The organism is Ignisphaera sp. (assembly GCA_038735125.1).
In the GTDB taxonomy this organism is placed as follows: domain Archaea; phylum Thermoproteota; class Thermoprotei_A; order Sulfolobales; family Ignisphaeraceae; genus Ignisphaera.
This window is the reverse complement of the sequence record JAVYNU010000003.1, coordinates 39,569-62,485: the sequence shown is the minus strand read 5'-3', so window position 1 is coordinate 62,485 and position 22,917 is coordinate 39,569. Positions and strand designations below refer to the sequence as shown.

Here is a 22,917-nt window from a genome sequence, read left to right as displayed (position 1 = left end):
ATTTGTTATTTTACGAGATAGGCACTGTTATGTCTTCTATGCTACTCCAGAACATCTTCATATCTTTTATGTCGTTGGTGTCTATAGAGAACTTTGATAGACTTTTGGCAAATTCTAGTCCGAGTCTATGGTCTAGTATGATTGGTATGACTAGATCTGTTGCATATCTTCTAATCCTATAGTCTTTTTCTGGTGCATAGCCAGTTGTTATTACCAAGTCAATTCTATTGTTTATCATATATTCGATGACTGTGGGCTCTGGAGTTGTGTCAGCGTTTTTAACAGGCATAGTCTCTATCGTAATGGTTTTGTATCCCATATCGCTAAAGATTTTAGCTGTGTCTTCAAGTTCCTTAAACTGTTTTTGAAGTGGATTATATATCAAAACCATATTGCCTTTTGAAGGCAACTTGTTTCCAGATACGCTAAGCCAACTCAATATAAGCGCGTTTTCAAAGTTTCTAGAAATTGTAGCAACTTCGCCAACGCTTCTCATCTCAGGCCCCAGAAATGGGTATGCACCTCTTAGCCTCGCCCACGAGAATTGAGGAGATTTAACTCCAAACCATTTAGGCACTAGCAAATTGAACTTATTTTCATATATAGTAGACTCTATTCTGCCTAGTAGCGACGCCTCGACAGCGGCTCTCATGAGGTTATATCCTGTGACCTTGCTTGTGAATGGCATTGATCTGCTTGCTCTCAAGTTCAATTCGATTACATATATATTTCCATCTTTATAGAGCATCTGTAAATTGTATGGACCTTTAATATTTAGAACCTCGTTTAATCTCATAGCAATTCTACAAGCCTCTACAACAACGTTCTCAGGGAGCGTTCTATAAGGTATAGACATTGTGGCGTCGCCACTATGAACACCAGCATATTCTACATGTTCTATGACAGTTCCTATAGCTGTCTTTCCATCTCCAACAGCATCAATCTCAAATTCTATTGCACTGTCTATAAACTTTGATACAACAACAGGGTATTTCGGCGATATCTTTGCAGCTCTTGTTATATAGTCTATAAGCTCTTTTCTATTCCATGCAATATTCATTGCAGATCCACTTAACACGTAGCTTGGTCTTATAAGGACTGGATAGCCAACATCTTCAGCAAACTTGACGACTTCATTAACATTTGATGCCTCTATCCATGGAGGTTGCTTAATGTTTAATTCATCAAGTAGCTTGCTAAACAAGGCTCTGTTTTCAGCTCTATGAACACTGTAGCCAGCTGTGCCAAGTAGTGGCAAACCTCTTTTCTCTAACTCCCATGCAATGTTATTAGATATTTGCCCTCCTAGAAATGCTACAATACCCTTTGGCTTTTCAACATCATATATATCCATAACCCTTTCAACAGTTATTTCATCGAAGTATAGCTTTTCATTCATATCCCAGTCTGTTGAAACGGTCTCCGGATTGTAGTTAACCACTATAACCTCATAGCCAAGCTTTCTGGCCTCGTCAGCGTAAGATACGATGCTCCAATCAAACTCGACACTAACACCTATCCTGAATCCTCCAGCGCCGAGAACCATTATCTTAGGTTTTGAACTGTCAAATGAGATGTCATGCTCCCATCCATTATACGTTACATACAGATAATTGGTTTGTGCAGGCCACTCAGCAGCAAGAGTGTCTATCTGCTTCACAACAGGCTCTATACCAAGTCTCTTTCTAAGTCTTCTAATCTCATCTGGATCCATATTCAATGCTTTTGCAAGTTGTTCGTCACTGAAGCCAAGCCTCTTACCCTCTGCTATTATACTTGCAAGAGTTTTTTCATCGATGTTAGACAAACTTCTAAGTTTCTTCAAATTCTCGTAAAACTCTACAACAATTTTTATCTGCTTCAAGAAGTGTTTGTCTATCCCAGTCAGCTCATATATTGTATCAACATCAACGCCATGTTTAAATGCCTTTGCAATCCATATTGGCCAATACGGCTCCCTCCTTCTAATCCTCTCTAATACATAGCTAAGTGATATGGTATCATCCTCATATATCCTTCCACCAACAAGGCCGGGCTCGCCAATGTCGAGCATTCTCAAAGCTTTCTGTATTGCCTCTAGAAACGTTCTTCCAATTGCCATAACCTCTCCAATGCTCTTCATTTCTGTTCCAAGCGATCTTTCAACATATGGGAACTTGTCCAAATCCCATCTAGGAATCTTTATCACAACATAGTCTAGGCTTGGCTCAAAACATGCTGAAGTCTTGCCTGTAACCTTGTTCAGGACCTCGTATAGTTTATATCCAAGCGCAAGTTTCGCAGCTATATATGCTAGTGGATACCCAGTAGCCTTGCTGGCTAGGGCACTGCTTCTCGACATTCTCGGATTGGTTTCTATAACATAGGCTTCTTCACTATTCCAAGGGTTTAGAGCGACCTGGACATTCCCCTCGCCCACAAGCATAATAGCTCTTTCAGTGGCTATAGATAGGTTTCTAGATAGCTGATACTCAAAATCTGTAAGTGTTTGACAAGGCGCTATAACAATTGACTCTCCTGTGTGTACACCCATTGGATCGAGATTCTCTAGACATGCCACAGCAGCTACATTGTCATAAGCGTCTCTAACAACCTCGAACTCGATTTCTTTCCAATGATGGAGATACTTTTCAATAAGCACTTCACCAATTTCTGATTGTGCAAAAGCAGCTCTGAGCTTCTTCACAAGCTCTTCTTTTCTCCAGGCAACAAAACTCCCAGCTCCCCCAAGATTGAAACTAACCCTAACCATGACTGGGTATCCCATCTCTTCTGCTATTTTAGTAGCCTCCTCTATGGATGTTGCAGCTTTGCTTGGTGGAATAGGTATGCCGTGTCTAAGCATGGTTTCTCTAAATAATGATCTAGATAAAGCTCTTCTAACACCCTCTATCGGTGTTCCCAAAACCTTCACGCCATATTTCTCGAGAACTCCATCATCATGCAGTTTTACGCCAATGCTCAGAGCTCTCTGGCCTCCAAAACCTATGAGAATTCCATCGGGTCTTTCAATCTCTATAACCTTTGCAACATACTCTGGTTTTAGGGGGAGCAGATAAACCTTGTCAGCAAACTTATAGCTTGTCTGGATTGTTGCTATATTTGGGTTGATCAGGATGGTCTCTATACCCTCCTCTTTCAATGCCTTTAAAGCTTGATTACCACTATAATCGAATTCCGCGGCCTCGGCAATCTTGATAGCGCCAGAGCCTATCACAAGAACCTTCTTAGCCGCCTCCATGATTCAACACCATCTTTTTGAATTTTTCAAAAACCCATGTAGTGTCATGGGGCCCTGGGCCACCCTCTGGATGAAACTGTGTTGCAATTACAGGCAACTTCTTGTGTATGACTCCTTCAACTGACTTGTCATCTATATTCTTGAACCATAGGATCAAATCTGACTCTTCTAAGCTCTTCTCGTCAACTGCATAACCATGGTTCTGTGTAGTTATGTAGCTTTTGCCAGTTAGTACGTCAACAACGCCTTTGTTCGGTCCTCTATGACCATATCTAAGCTTATATATCTTAGCTCCGAGTGATAAGGATATGAGCTGAAGGCCAAGGCATATTCCAAGAACTGGCTTACCAGATTCAACAATTTCTCTAACAGTTCTGATCTGATCAACTAGAATAGCTGGGTTTCCAGGGCCATTACTGACAACAATTCCATCAGCATTGTCAAGTAATTCGTCTGCCTTGGACCAGCATGGATACCTAACAACCTTGAAGCCATATCTTAGCAGCCATCTCAAAATGCCATATTTTAAGCCACAGTCAAGAACAGCTATCTTTGCCACAGGTTTAGTCAGAGGCTCATACTCAATTACTGTTTTGGGTGAGACAACATAGGCAAAGTTCTTGGTGTCGTATCTCTCAGCCGTTTTCAGTTTCTTTTCTAGTTCCTCCCACGAAACCTCTTCGCTCTCTGGGAAAGTTGCTATAACACCCATCATAACACCCTGTTCTCTAATCTCCTTAACCAAGGCTCTTGTATCAACTTTGTACATGCCAGGGACATCGCTCTTCAAAAGCCATGTATGTAAATCGTATATGCTTAGATAGTGGTTTGGCGGAGGCAATTCAGAGACTATGAACCCCTCAACCTGTATTCTATCAGATTCATAGTTTAGCGGAACACCACAGTAGCTATGCGCTTTTGTTGGAACTCCATAGCATCCAACCATTGGATGTGTCCACAGAAGGATTTGCCCAGCATAGCTAGGATCGGTCAAAGCCTCTACATAACCTGTCATGCTTGTTGAAAATACGACCTCTCCTACTCTAGTTCCTTCAGCGCCAAAGCCACATCCTTCTACAGCATCACCATTTTCAAGTAGCAAACGGCTACGTAGTCCTGTATCGCATTTCAGATGCTTAATTGTCTTAATCCGCAATAACCCTCACCTACATTTTTCAAAATTAGCTTAAAAGTATTGAGGTACACTTCTCAATTGCTAGTGAAACATTCTTAATGTTACTTCTGTCTCTTTCAAGTCTTGTCCAAGCATCTTCAAGCATTTTCTTTATGTTTATTTCCACAGGTTTATTCTTAATCATGTTCCAAATATTTTCGAACGTTAAGTTGAAATGTGATAGAACTTTTGATATGCATACAGAATCTATTGATCCACAATCTTTAAACAATTTAGCGAGATTCAAATAAACCTCTCGTGCCGGTCTCCCGCTGGCTAGGGCAACGTATTCAACTAGATCACTGCTCCAACAGGGTTTGTCCTCGATAAACTTTTGAACAAGGTTTTCATCGATGGATAAACCATTTATAAAATCTTTGATAATATTCAATGTTTTTTGAACAATGTCGATAGACTGCATCACCACATTATTTATTTCTTGAAAGTCTAGGTTATAGCCATAGGGAAGACCCTTATATATCGACTGCGCTCCAAATGCCAGACCACAAACTTTTGCTGCGTTAGCTCTCACAATTTCCATTGTAACGAGATTTCTTTTGTGGGGCATAATGCTACTAGTTGCAATATGTTCAACTGGAACCTTCAACGCATTTGATATAAGACTATTTAGAAATATCATATCCTCTGCTAACCTACTTAACTCAAGCATTAGAAGCGATAGTGTGTTTAGATAATGGAGTATAAAAAGCCTTGAACCAGTTGAATAATATGGCGGAATCGGGGAAGAATCGAGACAAAGCATAGCTCCAACACTTTCCCTATCTAGGTTTATGACACTCCCACTGGCAGCGCCAGAGCCAAGTGGGTTTTCTCTCAACAGATCTAGACCTTGGTAAAGAAGTTTCCAGATATTGGCAAGGGTATGTTCATAAGATATGAAGTATGTGGAGGCCGAACCACACTGCGCGACCTGTCCATGGGTAAAGAAAGGTATTATAACATTTCTTAGCTCCGTCGCTTTACGTAGTAGAGACTCTCTAACATCTAAAAGCATATTGAGGATCTCAATTATGGAATCTCTCAAATACATTCTTAGAACAGTTGCAATATGGTCGTTTCGGCTTCTACCAATAGCTATGTAACCGGCGTCAGCCTCCGCAAATTCGTAGAGATATGCTTCAAGAGCCTCAAAGGCATCTTCATACGAAGCTTTTGACTGTTCAATCCATTTGTATAACTGTTCTCCATCAGATTTTGCCAAGTCCTTTAATATTCTAACAATCTCTTCGCCATGGCTCGTAGGGATTATACCTTGCCTCATTAGCGTTTTTACATGGGCTAACATGACCATGATTATATATTTAACGATTTTTCTGTCATTTTCTAAACTAGAAAAATACTTCTCAATAAAGTCTTTGGTTTGGCCAATGAAAATTCTGTATCGAAGAGTCATGTCATCAAAACCTTATTAAAATGCGATGAAGTAGATGGTTTTCATTTAGAGTTTCTAACCTTGAGAGCAGTTAATGCGTATAGTCCATGAATTGTTATGAACCCTCTCGCTTCCTCATCTGTTGGATACCATCCAGTGTTATAGTCTATGACCTCTCTTGAGTATAGAGAGAATGGGCTATCTCTGCCGACTACTGCGAGGTTGCCTTTAAATACCTTTAGTCTGACGGTTCCACTAACGTATTTATTCATCGAATTTATGACAGAATCTAGATGTTTTTTCATGGGATCTATCCAAAGGCCTTGGTATACAAGGTCACTCCACATTTCGTCGACAAGTCTCTTGAATCTCAGCTCCTTTGGTGTTAGAACCATTCTCTCTAAGTCTTGGTGGCTCTCTATCAATGCTAGTGCTGCTGGCGCCTCATACACTTCTCTGCTCTTTAAACCAACAACTCTACTCTCTATTAAATCTATTCTTCCAAATCCATGTGAGCCAAGTAGCTTGTTTAGATATTTTATCATATCAACAGGATTCATTTTCTCTCCATCTACCTTTACTGGGATTCCCTCATCAAACTCTATTGTTATATATGCTGGCTTGTCAGGTGCCTTTTCAGGGGGTACCGTCCACGCAAATGCATCTTCGGGCGGCTCTTGGTATGGGTTATCTAGTTCTCCCCCCTCTATACTCCTTGACCAGAGGTTCTCATCTACACTATACTTTTTATGTGTCTCGGATACGCTGTAGCCATATTCATTCAAAATTTTTATGTTCATGCTTCTCGTAAGCTTCAATTCTCTTACAGGAGCCATTATCTTTATATTCGGCTTTAGAAAAGCCTTCAATGTGATATCAAATCTGACCTGGTCATTGCCCTTGCCTGTACATCCATGGGCAACAGCATCAGCGTTTTCTTCTATAGCTATCTCTGCAATTTTCTTCGCTATTAATGGTCTTGCTAATGCTGTTCCAAGTGGGTATTTACCCTCGTAGAGAGCATTAGCCTTAATCGCATTGAATACATACTCCTCTACAAATTCTTTCTTAGCATCTATCGTATAGTGTTTGATTGCCCCAAGCTCATATGCTCTCTCCTCTACACCTTTCATATCATCCTCTTGACCAACATCAACAGTTACTGTAACTACATCAGCATTGTATTTTTTTCTCAATAGCACAAGGATTGTTGAGGTATCTAATCCACCTGAGTAGGCTAGCACTACCTTCATTTTGTTGGGCACCTACAGCGATCAAATAGAAGAGAACTTGTTGGAACACATTTTTCCAGTTGGCGAAACATTTATAACTAAATGTACTAATAATTGTTCTGGGTAGAACACATGCCATCAATTTCAGATGTTGTTGCAGATGTAGTTTCAAGTGATCCTATAATTCAGCAGTGTATGGCAAGAGGCTTTATTAATTATAGCAAATTGGCGAAGAATATACAGCCACTGGTATCGCAATTGCTTGGAAAAGAGGTTTCTACAGACTCGATAAAAATGGCGCTGATAAGATATTCAAATAAAATTGGTAGAGAGACTCAAATTAGAAGAGATGTGTTAGAGGTTTTAGCAAAGTCCTCTATCGAGATAAGAACAGATATAGTTATCATAACATTGAAGTTGCATGCCCTTAGCTATGTAGCAAGCCTTTTCAGCAAGGTTATGACCAAGGCAAGGTTTGTAGCTATAATGCAAAGTGTTAAAACAATAACCATTGTACTCGACAACGAGACCGCCAACGAGTATCTACCTATGTTGAAAAGCGAGGATATAGTTGATATCCAGAGAAACCAGGCGGCAATAGTTATTGTAAGTCCTGTTGAGATTATGAGTACGCCAGGTGTCTTAGCTTACATCGCAAATGTTTTGGCTCAAAACAATGTGAACATCACACATATAGAGTCTTGCTACACAGACACAATAATTATTATCGCTAGAGAGGAACTAGAAAAGGCATTTACAGTTATAATGAGGCATATAGATAGTGCTAGAAAGAGGTTGAATAAAGAGTCTAAACATTCTTAGCAAGGGGTAAGGCTAGTACATGCTATTGCTTTGCAGGTTGCAAAACTCCTTTTCTAATCTTTTCAAGTTCTTTTTTGGATATTGTTGCTACTGGCTTTTCTGGCAATAGACCTTGGGGTCTGAACAGTGTCAGCAATATTATTACCATGCCGATCAGTATATACTCTAGCCAGACAGGGTCAACTGGGATTACTTGTGAAATCTCGTATTTGTATACAGATATGATGCTCCTAGCACTAGACAGTATTAAGACTCCTAGGGCGACACCAAGATTGTTTCCAACCCCGCCAAGCATCATATATGCCCACGGCAAGAACGTCCAGCTGTATCTTGTAAACACATCTGCTCTAACACTTTTTGTATATATTGAGTATAGAGCGCCGGCCAATGCCGCCATAGCCGAACCTATCATAATTGCATATACTCTAACAATCATTATATCTCTTCCATAAACCTGCGAAGCGAGTTCAGAATCTCTAACAGCCTTCATAACCCTTCCCAACGGCGATCTGCTTATCCTCTCAGCAATGAAATAGCAGAACAAGGCCATCAAAAATATGAATGACAATGAGATGATATTTTCATAGGATCCTGTAAAGCCAAAGAATGACGGAGCGGCTATGCCTAATGTACCCCCAATCACATCTGGATAGTTATACATTATCGTTCTAAGGATTTCGCCAAAAGATAGTAGTGTTATACCCAAATAAGATTCTTTCAGTCTTATTGCCGGCAATGCTGTGAGCAAACCTATTAAAGCACCTAGCAAGGCGGCTGTCAATATTGATAGTATTAGAAGGGCTATCGAAATAATTGCATGGGAAGATAAATAAGCATTTACCTGTGTTATTATAGGGGCATTGTAGCTTATGAATTCGTTTCCTGTGGGGAGGCCGGCCAAGGCAGCAGCAACTCTTCCAATTATAGCGCCAACAGCTATAGAGCCTACTAAAGCCGCTGTTAGCCTACCAAATTCTGGGATCCCCGTAAACCCAACCTCTATATTCAAACTAAGCGTCAATATGAGGTATATGCCAAAGTTTAGCGCTATATTCAAGAGTATATATTGCAATCCTGTCTCTAGCGCCATCTCCTCTCCACCAGTCCTGCGAGACCTTTTGGATACAAAAGCAGTGTGGCTACAAGCATCACTAGGGGTATAGCAAATCTATAGGAGTAGATCCATGGAAAAATGGATGACAGATAGTATGGGATGAGCCTCTCACTCAAACCGACTAAAAGACCTCCAAATAATCCGCCAAGTATGCTTTGCAAACCTCCAACTATTGACCCAGCAAAATAGAGTACAATTAGATCAGAGCCTATGGAGCTTGTTCCTTGCATTACCATGGTCAGCAACCCTCCTGAAAGGCCTGCTAGCGCTCCTCCTATCATCCAAGCTAGCGTATATACTTTATCGATATCTATACCTAGGATTGATGCGAGCTCAGGGTTCTCTATAGATGCTCTCATTGCTATTCCGATATTTGTTTTATTCAAAAACATGTGAATGGAGGCTAGAAAGAGAAGAGCTGTTAATGGTGCCACTATATGGACTCCTTTTATAGGTGTGTTAGCTACGGTGAGTATTGTAGGATCCGTTAAAACGATATTAACATTCTTTATATCCCATTTGTATACATTTGCAAAATAGTCTATGACCATATTTAGAAAAGCAAACAATATGAAATCAACACCTAAAGTGACCATCATCAACGTTATTTCGGATGCCTTGGCACGTATTAGCCTCCTTATTACAGACACATATATGGCAATACCGATCAAACCGGTCGCTATTGTGGCTATGGGCATGAATAGATACGGCGATAGGCCAAACAATTTGTAAAATATGTAGGTTATGTAGAACCCCCAGCTGACTAGAGAGGCGTGGGCAAAGTTAAATACGCGTGTAGATGCGTACCACAAGGTTATTGCAGCACAGCCGAGGGCTAGTATAGATGCATATGCTATCGATGTAAAAACTATTGTCAGCATTCATCTCACACCATTAGTTTTATTGTCGAGTCGTTGTGGGGCCTATGGCTAGTAGCGAGGTCAAGAACATAAAGAGTTTTGCAGATTCAAACAAGATATTGATAATTTCTCAGAGCTCAACATCAATGGAGCTTGCTATACCCAATGACTACATATATAGGTTTGTACCTCCTGACAAGTACCAAGGGATTGCAATAGCACATATACTATGGGAAAGAGGAATAAGATATGTAGTGCCTATCTGGAGAGGGGACACATGGGGTGACGGATTAGTTAACTACGCAAAGACGGAGTTCATGAAAATATGCAATACTGTCGGCGGCGGAAACTGCGGTTTTGCAGATGGTGTAAGATATGATCCCAAGGCACAAGAATTTTCCACAGAAGTTGCAAAACTAAATGACATTGTCACAAGCTATGTGAATAAATATGGCAAGGACAAGGTTGGGGTGTTGGCAGTATCATTTGAGGAAATAGCAAACATATTTACAGAAGCTCTGAACTACCCCATATTATCCGAGGTTAAGTGGCAGGGTTCGGACGGAACCTATGGCACAGCCAAGCTAGTTGAGAATAGAGAGCTGGCAGATTTTGCAGTAAAGGTAGGTTTCTGGAACACGATGGCGGCTCCCGGCCAATCACCTTTGAGGGATTCGGTTAGACAAAGACTTATCCAGAAATTGGGTCAGGAACCTATAGCATATGCTTACTTCACATATGATGCTGTATGGGCTGTTGCACTAGCTATAGACCATGTCGGTAAATATGATGGAGAGGCAATCAAGAATGCCATTCCACTAGTGCTAAAAACATTCATCGGAGCGTCAGGTCACTTCGAGCTCGATGAAAATGGTGATAGAGCGACAACAGATTATAGCATTGGAGCCATAGTTAAAGAGGGAGATACATACAAATGGAAAGACATTGGAGGATTTATAAATGGTCAATTAATACTATATAGCTAGAACCTAAAATAGACTAGTATATAGAATAGACAATTTTTATTTTATATAATAATTTTTTATAAATGCTTTAGATTTAATTAATGTGTATAGTTGTGTATAAAACATGCATAAAATTCTTAAAAACAATAACTTAACAATACAGAGAGTGTTGTTGTGTAATATTGTGTAATTGCACATATATAGCAGGTGTAAATGTCATGGCTCAGACCAGCCTGAATGGAACAATATTGTTGACAAGAAACCTCACAAAGAGATTTGGTGGTGTTGTTGCATTAGATTCCGTGTCAATTGATGTGAAGAGAAATAGCATCACATTGTTGATAGGCCCTAATGGTGCCGGCAAAACAACGTTTATAAATGTTTGTACAGGTGTTTTGAAACCAGATCATGGAAAGGTTGTATTCGATTCGATAGACATCACAGGGTGGCCTCCTTACAAAGTTTATAGCATTGGATTTGCAAGAACATTTCAGATACCCCAGCCTTTCAGAAGCCTAACAGTTTTGGACAATGTTCTTGTGGCAATGAAGAGCAGAGGCGAGAATCCTATAAGGGCTTTATTTAAGAGGAGCTGGATCAGAGAAGAGAAAGAAAATATAGAGAAAGCGTTTAAAATACTAGACCTAGTTGGACTTGACTCCTTCTGGGATTGGGAGGCCTATAAGCTGGGGGCGGGACAGCTGAAAATGCTTGAGGTTGCAAGAGCTCTTGCATCTGGGGCAAAGCTTTTAGCACTCGATGAGCCAATTGGAGGCACAGACCCTGGCTATGCCTCAAGGATCTTCGAGGGACTGAGCAAGATTAGGAGTGCTTTAGATGTTTCGTTTATTGTCATAGAGCATAGAATAGATATTGCATTAAAGTATGCAGATAAAGTATATGTTATGGATAGAGGAAGAATAGTTGCTAATGGAGCCCCATCTGAGATTTTGAAGAATCCAAAGGTGGCAGAAATCTATCTAGGGTAATCATGATTGTCGCTATTATATGTTAAAAATCTGTACTCTGGTTATGGAAAGATAAGAGTTTTATTTAATGTGAATGTGGAAGTTGTAGAAGGATCCATAACAGCTATTATAGGCCCTAATGGTGCCGGCAAAACAACTCTTCTCAATAGCATATATGGTTTGGCTGATGTATACAGTGGTGAGGTTATATTCGATAAGCGTAACATTGTTGGCTTAAAGCCGCATCAGATCTCGGCGCTTGGAATAGGTTATGTTCCGCAATCAAATAATGTATTCTCCAGTTTGACAGTGTATGAGAATTTAAGATTGGCTTCAACTGGCTTATCCAAAACAGAGTTTGTTAAGAAAGTTAACGAGGTTTTGGAAATCTTTCCAAAACTAAAGGAGTTGCTGGACAGAAGAGCTGGTACACTGAGTGGTGGCGAGAGGAGGATGCTAGCCATAGCGCTAGCGTTAATGAAGAAGCCAAGACTTCTTCTATTAGATGAGATAACAACAGACTTGGCACCGATAATGGTTAAGAGAGTTTTGGAGAAGGTTGTCGAGCTAAAGAAAATGGGTATAACCATTCTACTTGTTGAACAATATGCACACAGAGCATTAGAGATAGCGGATAGGGTCTATCTACTCGCTAGCGGGGAGATAAGATTTGCTGGTGAGCCCCAGGAACTTCTAAGTAAGAAAGAACTTCTCGAGATCTATTTAGGAGTTCAAAAAAGTTTTGGAGAAGGTTCTAGCCAATTATCTTAAAGAATTCCTCAACTGTCTTCATATAAGTTTCAGCGCCTTGAACGACCTCATCTATGCTTATCTCTTCTTCATCTGTATGCGAAAGCTCTGATCTGCCGGGTCCATACGCAACAATGTTGTTATTGTATGTACAAACATAGAGTATATTCATGTCGCTTGTCCCAAGTTTGTAAACAAATCTTGGTTTGATACCCGATCTTATCAATGCTCTTGTCAAAGATCTTACAATTGTGTTGTTTACAGAGACTTTGATTGGCAATGTGAAATCTATGACTCTATAGCTGCATTTGCTATAGTTTCTAACTATGCCGGCTATATCTCTTTCGACAGCATCTATGCTACCGTCTACAGAGACTCTGATGTCCAACAGAAGATCGCCTTGCGTTGGATAAACATTGTATCTTTCTCTCTTTCCGCAGCCTATGTACAGTACCACAGCAGAGTTTGACTGTGCATTAAATGAGCTGTAACCATTTCTAATCTTTGTCCATATATCGACAATCTTGTCACATGCCGAAGGCTCTTGAGAAGGTGATGAGGTATGCCAAGGCTTTGATTCACATACTATCTCTATTTTCATACTTCCTCTATATCCTAATACAATAGAGTTGTTACTGGGCTCTCCAATTACTATTCCATCAGCTTTAAAATTGTTTTTTATAAGTTCCTTAGCGCCTCTGCTATCCCCTTCCTCGCCAACAACCGCTACTGCAGCAACTCTATACTTATCCAAGTTTATGACCTTTTTTGCTAGAGAGGCTCCTACAAACATTGCAACGAGCGGGCCCTTAGCATCAACAGCCCCTCTACCTCTAACGCTATGTCCATTGAACTCTACCGGGATCTCCCCAGGTACAGTATCTATATGTCCCACTAGAGCAATGCTCTTTTTTCCATATCCTATTTCCGCAATTAGATTGCCAACACTGTCTATATTAATGTTGTCAAATCCAAGGCTTCTAGCATATTCATACAGTATCTTTGTAGCCCTTTCCTCAGAACCTGTAGGGCTATAAGCCTTGACAATGTCTAGAAGCATATCAGCTACTAGCTTCTTCAATGCATCTGCCAATAGAGTTCACCGCATATACAATATCATCCTCGTTTATTACATATGGTGGCAACAGCCTTAACACTGTTACACCTGCTTTTAAGGCAAGTAATCCACTGTTTTGCAAACATTTTATAATCTTCGCAGGCTCTATTCTAAGATCAATACCTATCATAAGACCAGAACCCCTAACCTCTCTGACAATTCTATATCCACTCAGTTTCTTTCTAAGCATATCAATCAGCTGAGACCCTTTTTCAGCAGCCTTCAATGGTATAGAATCTCGAATAAGCACTTCTGTTGCAGCCTTTACAGCAGCGCAAGCTAGTGGGTTTCCTCCATATGTTGATCCATGGGTTCCCGACTCTAGTTTGGAGGTAATATCAGATGGCAAAAACGCTACACTAACTGGAAATCCGCCGCCAATTGCCTTGCCTGCCAATAGGATGTCGGGTACTATATTATATTGTTCAAATGTCCATGTAGAGCCTGTTCTGCCAAATCCAGTCTGGATCTCATCTACTATGAGAATAGAGCCTGTTTCAAGTGTTCTTCTCCTAACTTCCCTAGCAAATTCTTTTGATGCTATGTTTATTCCACCCTCCCCCTGTATTAGCTCAACAATTACGGCGGCGGTCTCATTATCTATAATCTTCTCTAGACCCTCTACATCATTAAACTTAGCCTGTACAACATCTGCAAGTAGCGGTTCTACACCTTTCCTATACTTAGCATTTGATGTAACTGACAACGCACCGAATGTCCTTCCATGAAACGAGTTAGTGAAATAAACAATCTTTTTTCTTCCAGTAGCCTTTCTAGCGGCTTTTAACGAAAAGTCCACGATCTCGCTACCACTATTCAGTAGATAGACATACTCAAATTTTTCTGGAACAATCTTTGATAGAACATCGAGCATTTCGTCTCTTATCTTTACTCTAAAGGAAGTTGAGAGGGTATGGATTTTGTTTAGCTGTTCGATCAATGCATTGATTATGTGTGGATTTCTATGCCCTAGAAATGCTACGCCATGTCCTGTGTGCATATCTAGATATCTATTGCCATTGACATCCCAGAGGTATTGACCTTCTGCATAGGCTATTTCTAAACCTCTGTCCTCATAGAACATAAGGTATTTTAGCAACTAGATTTCACCACAACATTTCATAGTCTATAATTGCTTTACTTCTTTAACTGGCTTTTAACATATTCCATAATCTTCAAATGCAGTTTATAGCCAGTAGCGGCCACAGTATTCTTGAATTCTGGCACAGCATTAATTTCATTGACTATGTAGCCTCTGTCCCTATCCTCGAAAACGTCTATACCAGCAATCTCTACACCAATGAGTTTGGCTACTTTCAAAACAAGCTCTCTGAGTTCATCGTCTATCTTGGCAGGCTCTGCTTTACCCCCTCTCGCAGTATTTGTTATCCAGTGGTTACTCACCCTATAAATAGCTACGGGAACCTCATCCCCAACAACAAAGATTCTTATATCCCTATTGGGTTTATTAACAAATTCTTGTAGCATGTGAACCTTCATTGATGGGTTGGGTATGTAGCTCCTGTGCTCAAGTATTGCCCTGAGCTCTTCCTCATCCCTTGCCATAGCTATTAATCTTCCCCAACTACCGTCAATAGGCTTCAAAACTATTGGGTATCCCAGTAACTGAGCATATTTAGAGCATGCTTCATCACTAAATGCAACCAAAGTTCTTGGTGTTTTTATCCCGTATCTAGAGAGAATTGACAGCGTCCACAGTTTATTCATTGCAATGGACATTGACATGGAGTTATTTATCACTCTAACTCCGAGAGATTCCAGAGCAATTGTGGAGTTCAGTGCAATTGAGTGGCTTATAGCTCTTTGCAATGCAATTTCAGCGCTTGTTTTTAGGACATCTTTTACTCCGTTGGATCCGACTTGAATGGCTGTACTATATAGGTGTATAGGCTCTACATCTAGATCAATTTCTTTAGCTGCATCGAGAAGGGCTTTTTCCTCCCACCTAATAACCTCATAAACTAGTAGAACTCTGGCAATAAACCCCACCCTTGCTACTCTCCCCAGTCCTCACCTACACCTTCTAAAGGTTTCACCTTTACAGTTTCCCCATCTTTGACAACCTCTAGAGCTACCCCACAGTCGTGCTCTACAACCTCACCAGGCATAACATCATCTGGTAACGCTACCTCACCGCCACATACTGGACATTTTACCTTTATCATGTTTTAAACACCTTATTATCAAATATTTTTGCTGGAACCCAGCTTATTAGTTGCAGGGAATATATACAATATGTTAATATTTATGTGCGGAGTCATATAAAAGCTTATTTTGGGATTCGCACCTACAGCATATCTTAACAGTATAAAAACTGCTATACAAAGATAAAATTGTATTAGCAGATCCTGTATTATGCAATATAGGTTGGTAAGCAATGGCATCAAATAAAAAGAGAGTATGTGTACTAGGAGCATCAGGATATACTGGTGGAGAGCTATTAAGATTGTTGGCATATCACCCTAACGTAGAAGTAACTATGGCAACATCAAGAGAATATGCAGGCAAACTAGTCCACTATGTACACTTTAATCTGCGGGGGATTTATAGAAACCTAAAATTTGTTGAACTTAACCTCGACTTAATATCGAAAAACTGTGATGTTGCTTTCCTTTCCCTTCCACATGGAATCTCATTAAACTATGTACCAAAGATATTGGAAATGGGAATTACAGTCATCGATTTAAGTGCTGACTTCAGACTAAAGAACCCTGAGCTCTACAAGATTTGGTATGGATTTGAACATCCTTATCCGGATCTACTTAGCAAAGCTGTTTATGGTTTGCCAGAGATTCACAGAAATGAGCTTAGAAATGCAAGGCTTATAGCTTCTCCTGGATGCAATGCGACAGCAGGGATATTGTCTCTATTGCCACTAATTAGAAATAATTTAATATCTTTGGATAGAATAATAATAGATGTTAAAGTTGGGAGTAGTGAGGCAGGCTCAAAACCATCTATATCTGATCATCATCCAGAAAGAGAAGGATGCATAAGACCATATGATGCAGAAGGGCATAGACATACTGCAGAGGTTGAGCAAGAGCTATCGCTAGTGGCCCACAAGCAAGTGACTGTTTCAATGGTTCCACATGCTGTTGGAAGTATAAGGGGTGCATTAGCGTCGTCGCATGCTTGGCTCACACAGAGCTTGGATGATATGGAACTATTGAAAGTTTATGTAGCAACATATAAGTATGAACCCTTCATTAGGATAGTCTATAGGGTACCACCAGGGTATCCAGATCCAAAGTATGTTATAGGTAGTAACTATGCTGATATAGGATTTGCTGTAGAGAGAAGGGTTGGTAGAATAACATCATTTGCAGCAATAGACAACCTTGTTAAGGGAGCAGCAGGCCAAGCAATACAAGCATTCAACATTGCCATGGGATTTGAAGAAACAGCTGGATTGCTTATAGTGCCACCAAAGCCTGCTTAGGTGATACATTAAATGGTAATAGTCGTCAAGGCTGGTGGCAGAGCTCTTAGCAAAAACTTAGACGGGATTGTCAAGGATCTGGCAGAGGTAAGCAGGAAAGAAAAGGCTATTTTTGTTCATGGAGGTGGGGACATAGTTACAGAGTACAGCAAGAGACTTGGAATAGAGCCAAAGTTTGTGGTATCTCCAGAGGGGATTAGAAGCAGGTATACGGATGAGAAGGAGCTCGAGGTATACGTAATGGTTATGGCAGGAAAAATAAACAAGACTATAGTGTCAAAATTACAAGCTTTAAACGTTTCAGCAATAGGTATAACAGGAGCTGATGGTCCAACGTTAATAGCGGAGAGAAAGAAAAGGATAATAATCGTTGATGAACGGGGCAGAAAAAGGGTTATAGATGGAGGGTATACAGGGAGGATAATAAAAGCTGAGACAAAGCTCTTGCAAACCCTATTGGATAGTGGATTTACAGTAGTTGTGGCACCAATAGCTATAGACAATGAGGGCACACTTCTAAACGTAGATGGGGATCAAGCCGCATACGCTCTTGCAACAGCTTTAAAGGCCACGGACTTGATCATTCTATCAGATGTCGAGGGCGTAATAATAGACAACAATGTTGTAAAGGAGATAAAATCCTCTCTTGTAGAGAAAATTATTGGGAAAATAGGTCCTGGAATGAATAGAAAGGTTATGTTAGCCGGCAAAGCTGTAGATGAAGGGGTTGGAAGAGCAATAATAGCTTCTGGTGTTGTTGAAAATCCAATAATTAATGCATTGAATGGAGGAGGGACAGCGATAATTAAGGGTTAGCGTCGATGCCTTTAGATGATTTGGATTTGAAACTATTAAAACTACTTAAAGAAAATGCACGTACCCCATATTCAAGGCTAGCAAAAGAACTTGGGATAAGCGAATCAGCAGTTAGAAAAAGAATTTCAAAACTTGTAAAAACTGGTATAATAAAGAAGATGACTATAGAATACGAGCTTGAAAACGAGGTTAAAGCAATTATTTTGGTAAAGACACAGCCTCCAATCCCTGTGCCTGAGGTATCAAAAAATATTTTAAAGATACCTGGAGTCGAGGCCGTATATGAACTAACAGGCGAATACGACATTCTTGCCATAATTAGAGCCTCAGGTGTAGAAATGATCAACAAATTCATAGACGAAATCCGCACCATCCCAGGGGTCATAAGTACATATACTATGATAGTATTGCGTACATGGATCTAGACCACCCCAGCTTCTATAAAGCTTTTAAACTTGTACAAGCAGATCTAAAAGGTAAGCTTGGCATTTAAAAGAATGCTAGGGTGTTATGATGCGCCAAACAAGTTAATAACCCATGGAATAATGGGCTTCGAATTAAATAGTAAAGGACTGGTCGTGGGAAGAAATAAAAAGGCACATTTATTCTCTCATCGTTTAAAATGGGGCTTAATAAAAAAGCAGATAACATCAAATAAATCCATAAGATTCGTGGATTATTGCATTAGAAGAATAAATTGTAGGTACATATCTTTATACATTGATAGTATTTTTAATTGGTGGTTTAAGAAAATCAAAAAAGTAGTGTTAATAAAAAATGATGTGCGGAGGTGGGCCAGGGTGTCATCATTAAGACCATTAGTAAAAAACTCATTATGTTTAGGAAAGGTACTGTATCTACGAATTGGGGGCGCATCTTCCTTTCTTTTATTGATATTTAAAATAGGGGGTTAGTAGGGGTGGGACTATGAAGAATGTAAATATTGTTGTTATGGGTTTTGGTAATGTAGGAAGAGCCTTCGTTAAAACAGTGTCTTTAAAGAAGAAGGTGATTGCCGAAAAATATGGAGTCAACATAAATATTGTAGCCGTTGGTGACTCGAAAGGTGTTGCAATAAAGAAAGAGGGGTTTGATGAATATGAGCTACTTAAAATGAGTGAACTACCAAGATCTAGTCTCCATATGTTCTCTCCTTATGGCAGACAGGGAGTGGATATTGAAGAGATCTATAGGGAGACAGAGCCGCACATACATGTTGAGCTAACCCCCTCAAATTATCTCACTGGAGAACCTGGCTATTCAAACATATTGTTTGCATTGAGAAACAATGTTCATGTTGTAACAGCAAATAAAGCACCCCTTGTACTTCACTATAACGAAATTATTAGCGAGGCTAGGTCTAGAGGATTATCAGTAAGGTTTAGAGCAACGGTTTTGGGTGGAACACCTTTCTTAGAAATGTTAAGCAGTATGAAGAGCCATGATATTGAAAGAGTTGAGGGAATACTCAATGCAACAACAAATTACATATTAACAGAAATGCATGAAAATCTAGTAGACTTTGAACAGGCTCTCAAAAAGGCGCAAGCAATAGGTGTAGCTGAGGCAGATCCAACATTAGATATTGAAGGATTTGATGCTGCTGCAAAGCTATGTATAATCTCCCATATCATAGGTAAGCCAGTTGACATGAATAGTGTGTATAGGGAAAGCTTGTCAAAGGTTACATTAAAAGATGTATTGGATGCTGTTAGACAAGGGCAAGTCATAAAGTATATTGCATTGCTTGATACGCAAAATAAAGTGGCGTCTGTAAGAATTGTGCGGTTATCTCGAGACAATATTTTAGCTCAAGTTGGTGGAGTTCTAAATGCTGTAAGGGTGAAAACAGATGCCACGGAGTTGTTTTTTGTTGGTAGAGGTGGGGGAAGGATTGAAACAGCGCATTCTGTTTTCGACGATGTATTATCAATAGTGTTAGAGAAGGTGATTAACAAATGAAAGAGAGAAGAAATTTATGTGTTGTTAAAGTCGGTGGGTCGCTACTTAGGGATGGAAAGTCATACATAGAGGCAGCTGAAAACATTAAAAAGATATTTGTTGAAAGAGATAGACTACCCATAGTTGTTGTTAGTGCAGCTAAAGGGGTTACAGATCTTCTAATAGAGGTTGCGAAAGGCTCTAAGACGCATCTAGAGGCTGTTGTCGAAAAATATATGTCTATCGCAAATGAATTTGCATCTCCCAAATTGTCTAGACGTGTTTATGAGGAGCTTGAACATTTGCGAAGAGTAGCTAATACCATATCTGGGAGTTTCGATGCTGCTTTACAAGACCTTATCATCTCTTTTGGTGAGAGAATCAGCAAAATACTTATGGTAGAGGCGCTTGAGAATGCTAATCTTAGGGCAGTGGAGCTAAATGCTAGGGAACTTATAATGACAAATAATATTCATGGTGATGCATCTATAGATTATGTTGCTACTGCGAACAATTTAGAGAAAATAATTAACTCCATATTAGAAACATCGGCAATCCCTGTTATAGAGGGCTTTATAGGCGCTACCGAAGATGGCGTTATAACCACCCTAGGCAGAGGAGGGTCAGATTATACAGCAACTGCAATTGCATCTCTTCTAGGTATAGATGATGTTTACTTGGTCACAGAGGTTGATGGTATTATGACTGCTGATCCAGCACTTATACCATCTGCTAGAATAGTTAAGGTAATGAGTTATAGAGAGGCCATGGAGGCGGCTTTGCATGGAGCGAAAAGAATTAATCCAAAGGCCTTTGAACCTCTTGAAAAGTTTTATGGTTCAACGGTTTTCATAGGAAGTTGGAGAACATTTGGAACGAGAATTCAACGAGAATTGTCTGCGGACCTAGCAGGACCCAAGTTGGCTATGTGTAAGACGTCTGGTGATATACCATATATAGCTATTATTGGTGAAGGTGTTGGAAATACAAAGTTTTTGAAAATGATTATCGATATACTCTATGAAAAAGACTTTAACATTCTTGGCATACAGTCATACTATTACAGACCATCTATATTGGTATATGTGCAAAAAACTGAGGAACTAAAAATTTTAAGAGAGCTCCATAAAAGTATTTTCGAGGGGGTTGGATCATGAAAAGGAGAGTAGCTGTTTTAGGAGCTACAGGTATCGTTGGGCAAAGATTTGTTCAATTGCTAGCTGAGCATCCGTGGTTTGACCTAGAGCTCTTAATGGCTTCAGAGAGAAGCGCAGGTAAGAAATATGCGGACTCTGTTCATTGGGCCTTAGAAAAGCCTATGCCAAAGATATCATACGAATTACAATTGCACTCTATCGACATAGAGATGCTAAGCAAAGAGAAGATAGACATTGTTTTTACAGCACTTCCAGCTGATGTTGCAAAGGATTTAGAACCACAAATAGCTAAAAAAGGAATTGTCGTGGTATCTAATGCAAGTTCGATGAGGCTTGAGCCGGATATTCCACTTCTGAATCCAGAGGTCAATGCTGACCACATTGAGGTTATAGAAAGTCAGAAAAGGATTAGGGGATGGAGCGGAGCAATAGTAAAAGTGCCAAACTGCACCACAGCAATACTCACACTAACACTCAAGCCATTACTAGATGATTTTGGTGTTAGAAGAGTTGTGGTATCAACAATGCAAGCTCTCTCTGGTGCTGGCTTGACAGGAGTACCATCTATGTTCATTTTAGATAATTTAATTCCTTATATAGAAGGTGAAGAAGAGAAAGTTGAAAAGGAATCCAAAAAGATTTTGGGATCCGTAAAAGGTGGCGCTATAGAGTTTAACAATGATGTGGCGGTTACAGCTAGTTGCCACAGAGTAATGGTTCTAGATGGTCATACAGAGGCAGTATTTGTTGAATTGGATAGAAAAGTAGCTGTAGATGAAGTGGTAAAGGCTTTAGAAGAATTTAGGGGAAATAAGATTCGTGGGCTAGATCTTCCAATAGCACCTTCGAAACCAATTGTTGTGCGAAAAGAAATTGATAGGCCACAGCCAAGACTGGATAGAATGGAGGGAAATGGTATGAGTGTTGTTGTTGGTAGAATAAGAGAGGATAGAGTATTAAATGGGATAAAATATGTTGCTGTCGGTCACAACACGATTAGGGGAGCAGCAGGCAACGGTGTTCTAATAGCAGAGCTTTTAGTGAGGAAGGGATATGCATAAATAATGAATGCATCACTGTTTCTCTTCAATGTTCTTCAAATTCTTTTGAATAGAAGACAACAGCTGGCTTAACTGATATAATTGTGTATTCAGATTTTTTAATATCTCGATAATTTTGCGACTTTCTTCAATTGTATGAACCATGATTTGTCTATGAACAATCATTTGGGCAATTCTTTTTATTGATGCAAATTTCTTAGCCCACTTGGGTATTACACCAGCCCCTCTCATCTCATCCAACCGTCTAGCAAGAGTATTTACGTCGATACCCAGCTTCTCACATGCTTCGTCAATTGTCTGGGAATTTGCAATAGCTTTTAAAATCTCGAGCCACTCTTGCTTAATGTTTACAGGCATTGTGAAGAACAGCTCTAGGAAATCTGCAAAAGTGTTCTCAATAACCTCTCTAACAATTGTTTCCAGCTCTTCGCTATCAACTAAAAATACATCCGACAACTCTACAACTTTGACCCCCAATTTTTCAGCAAGTTCTTTTGCAGCATCATCGGCAAAACCTTTGCACACAACCATGGGTTTAACAGTTTCAATAATGGAATTCACATATACTTGCCTGATTCCAGTAACATCGATTCTACCAGCCTTTATCTCAACACCCCATTTGTTACCATTAGAATCCTCTACTATGGCATCAATCTCTCCAACTTCAATGCCATTTACTAAAACTTTTTTCCTTGTTTCCAGTATTCTAAATCCCAGTTCCTCGAGAACCCTTAAAGCAATTCTTTCACTGCTCAGCCACCTTCTCGATGATGAAAGAGCTCCCTTACCACTCAATGTGATATCCCTTTACACTATTTTCTACTTCTTCGTTATCTAATTAAT

21 protein-coding genes are annotated in these 22,917 nt (G+C 39.8%); 10 read left to right on the top strand and 11 right to left on the bottom strand.

Going from position 1 to position 22,917, the window contains the following annotated elements; genetic code table 11:
* Positions 1-10: 10 nt before the first annotated feature.
* From carB to QW284_04845, 4 genes are read right to left on the bottom strand one after another with little or no spacing between them, the layout of a single operon-like run.
* A complete protein-coding gene (carB, locus tag QW284_04860; GenBank protein ID MEM0338999.1) occupies positions 11-3,241 on the bottom strand; it encodes a carbamoyl-phosphate synthase (glutamine-hydrolyzing) large subunit in 3,231 nt (1,076 codons plus the stop codon).
* Positions 3,228-4,397, bottom strand: a complete 1,170-nt coding sequence (carA, locus tag QW284_04855; protein MEM0338998.1) for a glutamine-hydrolyzing carbamoyl-phosphate synthase small subunit — start codon at positions 4,395-4,397, stop codon at positions 3,228-3,230. Before carA ends, carB begins: the two co-directional genes overlap by 14 nt.
* Positions 4,398-4,422: 25 nt before the next feature.
* On the bottom strand, positions 4,423-5,829 hold the full coding sequence (locus QW284_04850) for a lyase family protein (GenBank protein MEM0338997.1): 1,407 nt from the start codon (positions 5,827-5,829) through the stop codon (positions 4,423-4,425).
* A gap of 41 nt (positions 5,830-5,870) precedes the next feature.
* The gene (locus QW284_04845) at positions 5,871-7,061 is read right to left on the bottom strand and encodes an argininosuccinate synthase (GenBank protein ID MEM0338996.1); all 1,191 of its coding nucleotides are present in this window, start codon (positions 7,059-7,061) and stop codon (positions 5,871-5,873) included.
* A 111-nt stretch (positions 7,062-7,172) separates the two neighbouring features.
* Between QW284_04845 and QW284_04840 the strand changes: the two genes are divergently transcribed.
* A complete protein-coding gene (locus tag QW284_04840) occupies positions 7,173-7,862 on the top strand; it encodes an ACT domain-containing protein (GenBank protein MEM0338995.1) in 690 nt (229 codons plus the stop codon).
* 22 nt (positions 7,863-7,884) lie between these two features.
* Here QW284_04840 and QW284_04835 read toward each other — a convergent pair whose 3' ends face one another.
* Entirely contained in the window at positions 7,885-8,952 is a 1,068-nt protein-coding gene (locus QW284_04835) for a branched-chain amino acid ABC transporter permease (GenBank protein ID MEM0338994.1), read from the bottom strand.
* Positions 8,943-9,857: a branched-chain amino acid ABC transporter permease gene (locus QW284_04830; GenBank protein ID MEM0338993.1), complete on the bottom strand. Its 915-nt coding sequence runs from the start codon at positions 9,855-9,857 to the stop codon at positions 8,943-8,945. The genes QW284_04835 and QW284_04830 overlap by 10 nt, the downstream gene beginning before the upstream one ends.
* A gap of 35 nt (positions 9,858-9,892) precedes the next feature.
* Between QW284_04830 and QW284_04825 the strand changes: the two genes are divergently transcribed.
* The 3 genes from QW284_04825 (at position 9,893) to QW284_04815 (ending at position 12,540) form a co-directional block, all read left to right on the top strand.
* Positions 9,893-10,822 carry a hypothetical protein gene (locus tag QW284_04825; protein MEM0338992.1) on the top strand — a complete coding sequence of 310 codons (930 nt, stop codon included), beginning with the start codon at positions 9,893-9,895 and terminating at the stop codon, positions 10,820-10,822.
* A 197-nt stretch (positions 10,823-11,019) separates the two neighbouring features.
* A complete protein-coding gene (locus tag QW284_04820; protein ID MEM0338991.1) occupies positions 11,020-11,790 on the top strand; it encodes an ABC transporter ATP-binding protein in 771 nt (256 codons plus the stop codon).
* A 6-nt stretch (positions 11,791-11,796) separates the two neighbouring features.
* Positions 11,797-12,540: an ABC transporter ATP-binding protein gene (locus tag QW284_04815; protein ID MEM0338990.1), complete on the top strand. Its 744-nt coding sequence runs from the start codon at positions 11,797-11,799 to the stop codon at positions 12,538-12,540.
* On the opposite strand, the gene QW284_04810 is transcribed toward QW284_04815, so the two are convergent.
* Genes QW284_04810 through lysW/argW form a run of 4 tightly spaced genes read right to left on the bottom strand, consistent with a single transcriptional unit; the run spans position 12,524 to position 15,822 of the window.
* Complete coding sequence (locus tag QW284_04810) at positions 12,524-13,612, bottom strand: N-acetyl-lysine deacetylase (GenBank protein ID MEM0338989.1); 1,089 nt, start codon at positions 13,610-13,612, stop codon at positions 12,524-12,526. The genes QW284_04815 and QW284_04810 overlap by 17 nt on opposite strands.
* A complete protein-coding gene (locus QW284_04805) occupies positions 13,581-14,735 on the bottom strand; it encodes an aspartate aminotransferase family protein (protein ID MEM0338988.1) in 1,155 nt (384 codons plus the stop codon). Before QW284_04805 ends, QW284_04810 begins: the two co-directional genes overlap by 32 nt.
* A 38-nt stretch (positions 14,736-14,773) precedes the next feature.
* Positions 14,774-15,646: a lysine biosynthesis protein LysX gene (gene lysX / locus QW284_04800; protein ID MEM0338987.1), complete on the bottom strand. Its 873-nt coding sequence runs from the start codon at positions 15,644-15,646 to the stop codon at positions 14,774-14,776.
* A gap of 5 nt (positions 15,647-15,651) precedes the next feature.
* Positions 15,652-15,822 (bottom strand): alpha-aminoadipate/glutamate carrier protein LysW/ArgW, encoded by a 171-nt coding sequence (lysW/argW, locus tag QW284_04795; GenBank protein MEM0338986.1) that lies wholly within the window; start codon positions 15,820-15,822, stop codon positions 15,652-15,654.
* Positions 15,823-16,034: 212 nt separating this feature from the next.
* Here lysW/argW and argC point away from each other — a divergent pair, with 212 nt between their 5' ends.
* From argC to asd, 6 genes are all read left to right on the top strand, one after another.
* A complete protein-coding gene (gene argC / locus QW284_04790; protein MEM0338985.1) occupies positions 16,035-17,099 on the top strand; it encodes an N-acetyl-gamma-glutamyl-phosphate reductase in 1,065 nt (354 codons plus the stop codon).
* A gap of 12 nt (positions 17,100-17,111) precedes the next feature.
* A complete protein-coding gene (locus tag QW284_04785; GenBank protein MEM0338984.1) occupies positions 17,112-17,915 on the top strand; it encodes a [LysW]-aminoadipate/[LysW]-glutamate kinase in 804 nt (267 codons plus the stop codon).
* Positions 17,916-17,920: 5 nt separating this feature from the next.
* On the top strand, positions 17,921-18,340 hold the full coding sequence (gene lysM, locus QW284_04780; GenBank protein ID MEM0338983.1) for an HTH-type transcriptional regulator LysM: 420 nt from the start codon (positions 17,921-17,923) through the stop codon (positions 18,338-18,340).
* Between the two features lie 502 nt (positions 18,341-18,842).
* The gene (locus QW284_04775; GenBank protein MEM0338982.1) at positions 18,843-19,877 is read left to right on the top strand and encodes a homoserine dehydrogenase; all 1,035 of its coding nucleotides are present in this window, start codon (positions 18,843-18,845) and stop codon (positions 19,875-19,877) included.
* Positions 19,874-21,013 (top strand): aspartate kinase, encoded by a 1,140-nt coding sequence (locus QW284_04770; protein ID MEM0338981.1) that lies wholly within the window; start codon positions 19,874-19,876, stop codon positions 21,011-21,013. Before QW284_04775 ends, QW284_04770 begins: the two co-directional genes overlap by 4 nt.
* Entirely contained in the window at positions 21,010-22,074 is a 1,065-nt protein-coding gene (gene asd / locus QW284_04765) for an aspartate-semialdehyde dehydrogenase (GenBank protein ID MEM0338980.1), read from the top strand. The genes QW284_04770 and asd overlap by 4 nt, the downstream gene beginning before the upstream one ends.
* 12 nt (positions 22,075-22,086) lie before the next feature.
* Here asd and QW284_04760 read toward each other — a convergent pair whose 3' ends face one another.
* On the bottom strand, positions 22,087-22,869 hold the full coding sequence (locus QW284_04760) for a recombinase RecB (protein ID MEM0338979.1): 783 nt from the start codon (positions 22,867-22,869) through the stop codon (positions 22,087-22,089).
* Between the last annotated feature and the right edge of the window lie 48 nt (positions 22,870-22,917).

What these genes read in the sequence shown, in the direction of transcription:
- carB (MEM0338999.1), bottom strand. Translation starts at nt 3,241, where the DNA reads ATGGAGGCGGCTAAGAAGGTTCTTGTGATAGGCTCTGGCGCTATCAAG.
- QW284_04850 (MEM0338997.1), bottom strand. Translation starts at nt 5,829, where the DNA reads ATGACTCTTCGATACAGAATTTTCATTGGCCAAACCAAAGACTTTATT.
- QW284_04845 (MEM0338996.1), bottom strand. Translation starts at nt 7,061, where the DNA reads ATGAAGGTAGTGCTAGCCTACTCAGGTGGATTAGATACCTCAACAATC.
- QW284_04840 (MEM0338995.1), top strand. Translation starts at nt 7,173, where the DNA reads ATGCCATCAATTTCAGATGTTGTTGCAGATGTAGTTTCAAGTGATCCT.
- QW284_04835 (MEM0338994.1), bottom strand. Translation starts at nt 8,952, where the DNA reads ATGGCGCTAGAGACAGGATTGCAATATATACTCTTGAATATAGCGCTA.
- QW284_04830 (MEM0338993.1), bottom strand. Translation starts at nt 9,857, where the DNA reads ATGCTGACAATAGTTTTTACATCGATAGCATATGCATCTATACTAGCC.
- QW284_04820 (MEM0338991.1), top strand. Translation starts at nt 11,020, where the DNA reads ATGGCTCAGACCAGCCTGAATGGAACAATATTGTTGACAAGAAACCTC.
- lysW/argW (MEM0338986.1), bottom strand. Translation starts at nt 15,822, where the DNA reads ATGATAAAGGTAAAATGTCCAGTATGTGGCGGTGAGGTAGCGTTACCA.
- argC (MEM0338985.1), top strand. Translation starts at nt 16,035, where the DNA reads ATGGCATCAAATAAAAAGAGAGTATGTGTACTAGGAGCATCAGGATAT.
- QW284_04785 (MEM0338984.1), top strand. Translation starts at nt 17,112, where the DNA reads ATGGTAATAGTCGTCAAGGCTGGTGGCAGAGCTCTTAGCAAAAACTTA.
- lysM (MEM0338983.1), top strand. Translation starts at nt 17,921, where the DNA reads ATGCCTTTAGATGATTTGGATTTGAAACTATTAAAACTACTTAAAGAA.
- QW284_04775 (MEM0338982.1), top strand. Translation starts at nt 18,843, where the DNA reads ATGAAGAATGTAAATATTGTTGTTATGGGTTTTGGTAATGTAGGAAGA.
- QW284_04770 (MEM0338981.1), top strand. Translation starts at nt 19,874, where the DNA reads ATGAAAGAGAGAAGAAATTTATGTGTTGTTAAAGTCGGTGGGTCGCTA.
- asd (MEM0338980.1), top strand. Translation starts at nt 21,010, where the DNA reads ATGAAAAGGAGAGTAGCTGTTTTAGGAGCTACAGGTATCGTTGGGCAA.